The organism is Streptomyces sp. NPDC002845 (assembly GCF_053591955.1).
In genome coordinates, this window is record NZ_JBSFUU010000154.1 from 1,996 (window position 1) to 9,593 (window position 7,598).

Annotated in this window: 6 protein-coding genes and 1 pseudogene; 3 read left to right on the forward strand and 4 right to left on the reverse strand. The window is 67.2% G+C overall.

What is annotated here, in order from left to right; translation table 11 throughout:
• Nucleotides 1–803 (reverse strand): DUF7779 domain-containing protein (locus ACWD3C_RS46930; RefSeq protein WP_451154683.1); only part of this gene is annotated, 803 nt, incomplete at its 3' end.
• Nucleotides 804–857: 54 nt separating this feature from the next.
• Between ACWD3C_RS46930 and ACWD3C_RS46935 the strand changes: the two genes are divergently transcribed.
• Nucleotides 858–1,028 carry a hypothetical protein gene (locus tag ACWD3C_RS46935; RefSeq protein WP_451154695.1) on the forward strand — a complete coding sequence of 57 codons (171 nt, stop codon included), beginning with the start codon at nucleotides 858–860 and terminating at the stop codon, nucleotides 1,026–1,028.
• Between the two features lie 52 nt (nucleotides 1,029–1,080).
• On the opposite strand, the pseudogene ACWD3C_RS46940 reads toward ACWD3C_RS46935, so the two are convergent.
• The 3 genes and pseudogenes from ACWD3C_RS46940 to ACWD3C_RS46950 all read right to left on the reverse strand — a co-directional run.
• A pseudogene (locus tag ACWD3C_RS46940) lies at nucleotides 1,081–1,749 on the reverse strand (NB-ARC domain-containing protein); the annotation flags it as partial.
• Nucleotides 1,750–1,762: 13 nt separating this feature from the next.
• Complete coding sequence (locus tag ACWD3C_RS46945; RefSeq protein ID WP_451154685.1) at nucleotides 1,763–2,098, reverse strand: hypothetical protein; 336 nt, start codon at nucleotides 2,096–2,098, stop codon at nucleotides 1,763–1,765.
• Between the two features lie 107 nt (nucleotides 2,099–2,205).
• The gene (locus ACWD3C_RS46950) at nucleotides 2,206–5,244 is read right to left on the reverse strand and encodes a Tn3 family transposase (protein ID WP_451154687.1); all 3,039 of its coding nucleotides are present in this window, start codon (nucleotides 5,242–5,244) and stop codon (nucleotides 2,206–2,208) included.
• 559 nt (nucleotides 5,245–5,803) lie between these two features.
• Here ACWD3C_RS46950 and ACWD3C_RS46955 point away from each other — a divergent pair.
• On the forward strand, nucleotides 5,804–6,184 hold the full coding sequence (locus ACWD3C_RS46955; RefSeq protein ID WP_451154689.1) for a reverse transcriptase N-terminal domain-containing protein: 381 nt from the start codon (nucleotides 5,804–5,806) through the stop codon (nucleotides 6,182–6,184).
• A 423-nt stretch (nucleotides 6,185–6,607) separates the two neighbouring features.
• Nucleotides 6,608–7,555 (forward strand): reverse transcriptase domain-containing protein, encoded by a 948-nt coding sequence (locus tag ACWD3C_RS46960; protein WP_451154691.1) that lies wholly within the window; start codon nucleotides 6,608–6,610, stop codon nucleotides 7,553–7,555.
• Nucleotides 7,556–7,598 lie beyond the last annotated feature (43 nt).

The following is a 7,598-nucleotide window of genomic DNA, read 5'->3' on the forward strand; positions in this document are numbered from 1 at the left end:
ACCCGCACCATGTGCTCCAGCAGCTCGGCGAAGGCCTGCGCGGCTCCGGCCGCATCCCCCGCCCGCCCCCGCATGGTGGCGAGGTTGCCCCGGGCGGTGAGGGTGGCGGGGTGGTCCTCGCCGAGGCGGGTCATGGTCGTGTCGGTGAGGTGCTGATAGTGGTCGCGGGCGGCGCTGGCGGTTTCACCGAGGCTGGTGCCCGTGCGGTACAGCACCGCATGCGGGTCGGGCCGGTACAGGGCGTCCTCGGCGTTCTTGGTGAGGGCGGTGGTGTTGGCGCGCAGGGTCTGGGCGAGGGCAGTGTCGCGTTCGATCTCGGGCCAGGCGGCCATGAGGGCGTCGGCGGCGGCGCGGGCGGTCCGGTGGTGCTGGTGGGGGGTGAGGGTGTCGCGGGTGGCGCGCTGGATGAGCTGGTGGACGCGGACGGTCTGGTGCTCGGTGGTGGGGGTGGGGTCGATGAGGCTGAGCCGGCGCAGGACGCTCAGGGCACGCCTCGCGTCCCGGTCGGAGACCGGGGCTGGTTCCTGGGCGGGGTCTTCACCGGTGCGGGGGCGGTGAGCGGTGAGGTGGGCCAGGGCGGGGTCGCTGGTCAGGACGTCCTGGGGGATGCCGTTGGCATCGAGCAGGGAGGCCAGCTGAAGCATCGGGCGGGCCAGACCGGCCGGGCGCAGGGTGTCGGCGCGGTCGATGGACAGGGACCAGGCGGCGGCCAGGGGGAGAGCTTGGTCGTCGGGCAGGGCATCGGGGGCTGTGTCGGCGAGGGTGGTGGTGCGGTCGGCCAGCAGGTCGCGGTAGTCGGCCACGGTCTCGCCGGTGTCGATGAGGTAGGCGGCGGCCTGGGCGAGGGCCAGGGGCAGATGTCCGAGATCGTCGGCCAGGGCGGTCAGCTCGTCGGCGGATTCGTTGCGGCCGTGGCCGGTCAGGGAGGTGGTGAGGTAGGTGAGGGCTTCGGGCTCGGTGAACAGGCCGACCTCGACGGTGTGGCGGCCGTCGGCGGTCAGGGCGGCGTCCCGGCGGCGGGGTGGTGACCAGGGTGCGGCCGTGGGGACTGTCAGGCGGCCACAGGTCTTTCAGGTCGGTGGGGTCGGTGACGTCGTCCAGGACGATCAGCCACCGGCACGGCTGCGCCCCGGTCTTGGGGGTGAGCCAGGCCAGGAAGGAGCGGGCGGCCTGCTCCGCATCGCCTGGGTCGGCCCGGCACAGCTCGACGCCGGCCTGGGCGTAGCCGGTCACGATAGGCGAGCGGGCGCTCGCAGTGATCCACACCAGGACGTCCAGGCCGCCGGTTTCGCTGTCGTGGTTCCAGGCGGTGCGGGCGTAGTTGGCGGCGAGCTGGGTCTTGCCGATCCCGCCCATGCCGGTCAGCAGCTGGGTCAGCACGGCGGTGCCGCCACCGTCGACGGTCGTGTGCAGCCGGTCCGTCTCAGCGCGGTGCTGGTAGGACCGCGCCACGGGCGGGATGACACCGACTTGGTGCGGCCAGGGGGCCGGTTCCTGGGGAGCGCGCTGCTGCATGGTCAGCGTGCCGATGCTCAGGTACCCGGCGTTGGCGACTCCGCCACCGATGACGGTCGCGTCTCCAGTACGTGAGATGTGCACCGAGGTGGGAGAGGTGTCACCGGTTCCCGGGGCCGGGCCGCGATAGCCGGTCACGGCCGTGCCGTCGCCGGTGGCCTCGGCCTTGCCGGTGTCCGTCACGGTCACCGATGACTCGGGCTCCTTGTCCCGCGTCTTGCGTGATTTCGCCATGAGTGCGCGAATCCTAGTTTGAGTAGTCGATGCCGGAGACGGAGCCCTTGCCGCTGGCCTCTCCCGTCCGCTCGGCGGTGGCCGAGCCACGGCCCCGGCCGCCGGGCCGCCTGATGCCGGTGACACCGCCGCGGCTGGCTTTCCCGGTGCGGGCGGCCCTGTCTGTGGGCCCGTCAGTCGACGGGTGCTGGAACAGGGCCCAGACCAGGGCCGTGATGCCGACGGCGGCCTGGATACAGGCCCCGGCCAGCTGTCCCGCAGCGGGACTGTCCAGCAGCCAGATCAACGGTGTGGAGACAATCCCCACCACCGCCAGCACAATGACCGTGATCTTCCACCCCAGCGTCATGCCGACTCTCCCCCTTCGTCACTGGCGGGCCCGTCAGACCGGCTGACGCTCCGCCAACTCATATTGTCTCGCCATGGTTTCGTATGAAACATGAAACACGTTGCGCGTCACCGCGGTTCCGGGGCTTCTCCTGCGGGATCAGCGCTGTCGCCGACGGCGCGCAAGGGTCGGTGGCCGTGCTCGTCGAGCTGGGCGAGTTCGCGGTCGTAGTCGACGGTGATGGAGCCGTAGTAGTTGACCGCGGAGCTGCGGGCCGGGGAGATGTGCGTGAGGACCTCGGCGTCCACCTCGCGTCCCGCACCGCGCAGCTCGGCCACGGCCAGGCCCATGTACTCCGTGTGCCAGCAGATCACTGCGTTTGTCGCGATGGTCAGGCACCACGCCTGCTCGTTCTGCTGGGCGGGCTGGCGGCGGGTGACCTTGCCCTCGCGGGCGTAGTGCAGCTGGCGGCGCAGGGCGTGGATGGACTCGCCCTTGTTCAGCTGACGGGCGATCTTGCGCCGGTAGGACTCGTCCGACAGGTACTTCGCCGCGTAGACGGTGCGCCGAATGGCCCCGTACTCCTTCAGCGCGGCCGCGAGCGCGTTCTGCCGGGAGGACGCCGACAGCTTGCCGACGATCAGGGACGCGGTGGCGTGCCCGTACTTCAGCGATGCCGCAAGGCGAAGCAGGTCGTCCCAGTGGGCCGCGATCAGGTCGAGGTTGGCCTTCTTCGTCAGCAGCGGCCCCGCCGTGGGGAAGTGTTCCTCGTAGTCACTTTTGACGCCCATCCGGTACAGGGTGATCTTGCCCAGGTCGCGGATACGGGGCGAGAGCTGCTTGCCCACGAGATCGAAGAGCGCGAAGTTGACCAGGGTGACGCCGTGCGTGTCCGTGGCGTGCTCGGTGATCGGCAGGTCGGTGGCGTTGCCGAGGATCTCGTCGAGCACGTAGTGCGCCTCGCGGTGGGTGGCCACGATGACCTTGGTGCCGAAGGTGGAGTGCTGGTCGGAGACGTGGGTGTAGGTGGAGATGCCCTCGGCGACGAAGTACTTGTTCAGGTGCCGGGCGGTGATCGACTTGCCGCGGGTGGGAAACCGCTGACCGTCCGAGGACGACAGCGTGCCGGAGCCGAACATCGCGGTCATCGGCAGCTGGTGGTGGTAGTTGACCAGGCAGATGTTCGCCTCGCGCAGCGTCTCCTCACGGATGTACCACTCCGCCGTCCACGCCAGGACGTCGTAGGGGATGCCGCAGGAGGAGGCCATCCCGTACAGCCCCAGGTTCGTGGACAGCCCGATCAGGCAGGCGATCAAATTTCTTTTCAGCTGCGGGGAACGGGTCTGCTTGCCGCCGGCGTGGGTGAAGCAGTCCAGAAAGCCGGTGTGCCGGTCCATCTCCACCAGCAGCGAGGCGATCGGCACATGCGGCAGCATCCCCTCCAACTCGGCATGCAGGTCCTGGGCCTCGGAGGGGATGTCTTCTGCCGTGAGCGGCGAGATGACCAGCTCGCCGTCATCGTCGAGGCGGACCGGACCGTCACCCTTCTTGAGAGTGTCCTCCAGGTCTTTCAGGGCCTCATCGAGTTCGTCCATCACCAGCGGCAGGGCCTGTGAGGCGTCCGGGCTCCTGCCGACCAGGCGGCAAAACTCCCTACGGTGCGCGTCCCACTGGGCAGAGGTGAACAGGTAGGCGGCCGGGTTGTCGTAGCGGCGCGAGCCCGGCACGTACACGTCCCCCGACCGCAGGCCGTCGCGCAGCGCGAGCAGCGTGCACAGCTCCCAGTAGTGCCGGTAGGCGGTCGCATCCCCTTTCGCCGCGGCCTCGTCCAGGTAGCCCCGCCACCGGGCCGGCACAAACAGCGTCGGCACGTTGTCCGGGACGTGGCGCACGCCAGTGGCGTTCAGCTCCCGCAAGATCTCCAGCGCCTCCAGCAGCGGCTTCGCCTCGGTACCGCCGGCGAACCGCACCGCCTGAAGCACCTTCGGCGCGAACTGCCGGATATAGGTGTAGGAACCTTCCAGCAGCCGCAGATGTCCGTGGTCTTTCGGCAGCCGCGCGGTGGCACCGGCGTTCGCGGCGATCAGCCTAGACATGCCGATCTCACCGCGCAGCAGCGTGCCCACCGCCTCATCGGGAATACCGGCATCGGCCAGCACGGGCAGGATCTCCTCCAGCAGGGAGAGGCGGTCCTCCGACAGCTTGGCCCGCTCGGCGAGTTCATCACGCAGCTTGATCCGGGCCCTCGACTCCGAACCCGACAGGGTCTGGTCGAAGAGCTGCACCACCGAGTCCAGGACATCGACCGCGGACTGGGCCAACAGCGTGAGCAGAATCGGGTGGCGCCGGTTGGGCTCCCGCCGCACCAGGGCCTGCGTGGTCAAGCGGCGGCCGATCTGGGCGAGGTGTCGGCGACGCTCGGCGGGCAGCACGGACAGGTCGAGCGTGTCGGCGTCCAGGCCGCGCAGGAACCTCAGTTTCTCGACCTCGCCGCCCACACTGCTGGGCGAAGCCTGCACCGGGCCGGTGACCAGCCAGTTAAGGCGTGAGGACTGCAGCTTCGGGTCGAAGAGCAGCAGCCCGTCCAGGCCCTGCGCACGCTCCCCGGTCAGCAGATGGGCCACGCGGGCGTGGGTCTCACGCTCGGCGGCCTGACGCGCGGTGCCGACCTTCTCCAGGAGAGTGACCACTCCAGGCCGGATCACCTTCGCCGAGCGCAGGTACTCGCATCCCAGACGGAACAGCAGCGACGGCGAGTCATGCTCCATCGCGCGGGCCAGCAGGAACTCGTCCAGCTCCTTGAGCTCCAACAACTTCGCCGCACGCCACCCCAGATACTTCACCACCTGCCGCAGATGGTCTGTACGCGTCTGCTCCCGGGCAACCCCGTAGCCGCGCAGCACCTCCACCGGCAAACCGAGCTGCCGAGCCAGACGCCCCACCGCCGCTCGCGGAGCCGCAGGCACCTCATCGGGCACGAACCCCAACCACGGCAACGTGCACAACTGCACCGCAGCGCCCAGCACCGTCTGCGGACGCAGAAACTTCCGCAGAAACGCCTCATCGGCCGAGGTGAGGGTGAAGTAGCGGATCAGCTCATCCTTGCCGATCGCCGGGAAGGACCGTAAACCCTCCAGCTCCTCATCCGAGAACACCCCGGTAGCCATCGGCTCCTCCCGCCCCTGCCCGACCAGCGAAGACGACCACCAGCAGTACCCGACCCTGCCGTACGAGCAGGCGGGAATTTCCGAACTGCCCTCAGCTCCAAGAGACCCCCGCTACCCTGCCCAGCCCTCACAACAGCCACTGCTGACACTCTTCACCCAGATTCGCGCAGGTCAGGGGCCACTCCGTTGGTTATTCGGCGAGAACTACTGGGACCCGTAGAACACCGCTGTTCCCGGGGCATAGGGGGCGCCCATCCCAGCCGGATCTCGTACGTGTGCAACGCGGAAACCCCGTCGGGGTCCGGGGCCGGTCATCCGGTGCCCGGTCGGCCGACCGCGAGGAGAGCTCAACTCCCCGGCGGGAACAGGAGGACCCAAGAAGCCAATGCCGGCGGCCGAAAGGCAGCGGGAAAGCGGGACACGATGACCAGCCCCTCCGTTGGTCGTCTCGTATAACCGGCCGGATACGGGCCGTTGCCCGGACCCGAAAGGGTGCTGACGTGGGTCTGGTGGGCCTGTGGAGTGTAAACGACCGAAGACGACGGAACCGAGGGACAAGTTGGGCACCAAGGCGGTGAAGGCCGGGACGGCGAATGCCGCTCCGGCTGTCGTCGCGGCGGTGAACGGACCCGAGGACGATGTCACCGACTGGCTGTCGATCGACTGGCAGCAGGTGGATGACGACGTACGGCGGCTGCGGCAGAGGATCTTCACGGCATCGCAGGCAGGGGACCTGAAGAGGGTCCGTAACCTGCAGAAGCTGATGGTGCGCCACGAGGCGCGGCGGTGTCGGACGGAGGTGGAAGACCTCTGTCTCTCCAACGTCGTAGCGGTGGAGAGAAGCTGGAGGAAGCCCGAACCGGGGATCGCTGGGGAGGGTGGAAGCAGCCTCGACAAAGTCGTGACGGTCCAGAACTGCCGGATGGGCCGGGCACGGTGAGCGAGACGGGAAGGTGTACGAGAGGAACCGGTTACGTTACGCCTCTTTATTCTGCACCAGCTCTAATCCGGTAGATGTGGGCTGGGATGCGGTGCGCACCCGCAGGAGTGTGATGTTGCGGGGAACTTCTGGTCAGGGTCTCATCAGTTCGGGCCAGGAGGTCACGGTGAAGGTCTACGGCGTAGCCGATGACGATGCCGCAGGGGTAGAGCCGGGTGCCTAACCCGTCAACCGAACAGCTGTGAACGTGGGAACCGCCCGTGACTGTTCCCTACTTCACCCTCGCCCAGAGGGAGTGGGGTGGGGATAGGCGCGATGCCGGCCGAAAGTACGGGTGGGGCGGAGCCGCCGTAGTACTCAGAGCGCGGGAGAGCCGCGAGCACGGGGAAGGGCGGCAGCGTGTCAAGTAAGGAGAGGATTGCAATGTCCGAAGACGCGCCGGTGAATACCGGCGCTGTGAGGTGGCCGGATGTCGATTCGGCCTACCTTGCGGTACGGAGAATGCAGATCAAGTTGCATCGTTGGGCGGGAGAGGATGCTTCCCGCCGATTCGGCGACCTGTGGAACCTCGTCTATGATCCGGCGTTTCTAGTGCACGCGTGGGAGCGGGTGGCTGGGAACAAAGGGGCGAGGACGCCAGGAATCGATCGGGCCACGGTGGCTTGGATTGAGACCTGTGTCGGGGTAGAGGTATTCCTGAATCATATACGGGACTTGCTGAAGTCGGGCGAGTTTCAACCGGTTGAAGTGCGACAGGTGATGATCCCTAAGGGAACATCAGGGAAGCTCAGGAAATTGGGAATTCCCACGGTTGCAGACCGGGTGGTGCAGGCCAGCCTGAAGGCAGTTCTTGAACCTGTTTTCGAAGCGGACTTCAAACCGTGCTCGTATGGGTTCCGTCCGAACCGTAGGGCTCAGGACGCGATCGCCGAGATCCAATTTTACGGCACCCGAGGGTATCACTGGGTGCTGGAGGCCGATATCAAAGCCTGTTTTGACGAAATTTCGCATTCGGCATTGACGGATCGCCTCCGATTCAGGGTCAAGGATAAGCGGATCTGCGCGCTGGTGAAGGCGTTCTTGAAATCCGGGATTATGACAGTGGCCGGTGAACGAGATAAGACATCCGCTGGAACCCCGCAAGGCGGGATTCTTTCGCCGTTGCTCGCCAATATCGCCTTGTCGGCGCTGGATGAATATTTCGACCAGCAATGGCAACAGGAGATGGGAAACCGGCTGCAACGGGAGAAGCGTATACGACGCGGTCAGGGCAACTGGAAAATCATCCGCTATGCCGACCTATGCCGAGTTCGGCATAGGTCGGCTTATGCCGTGTGCTGGGTTATGCCGACTGCGGCGGCCACAGCGTGACGAGCCCTGCGCCTGCCTCGGAACGGTCGGCATAACCCGTGGT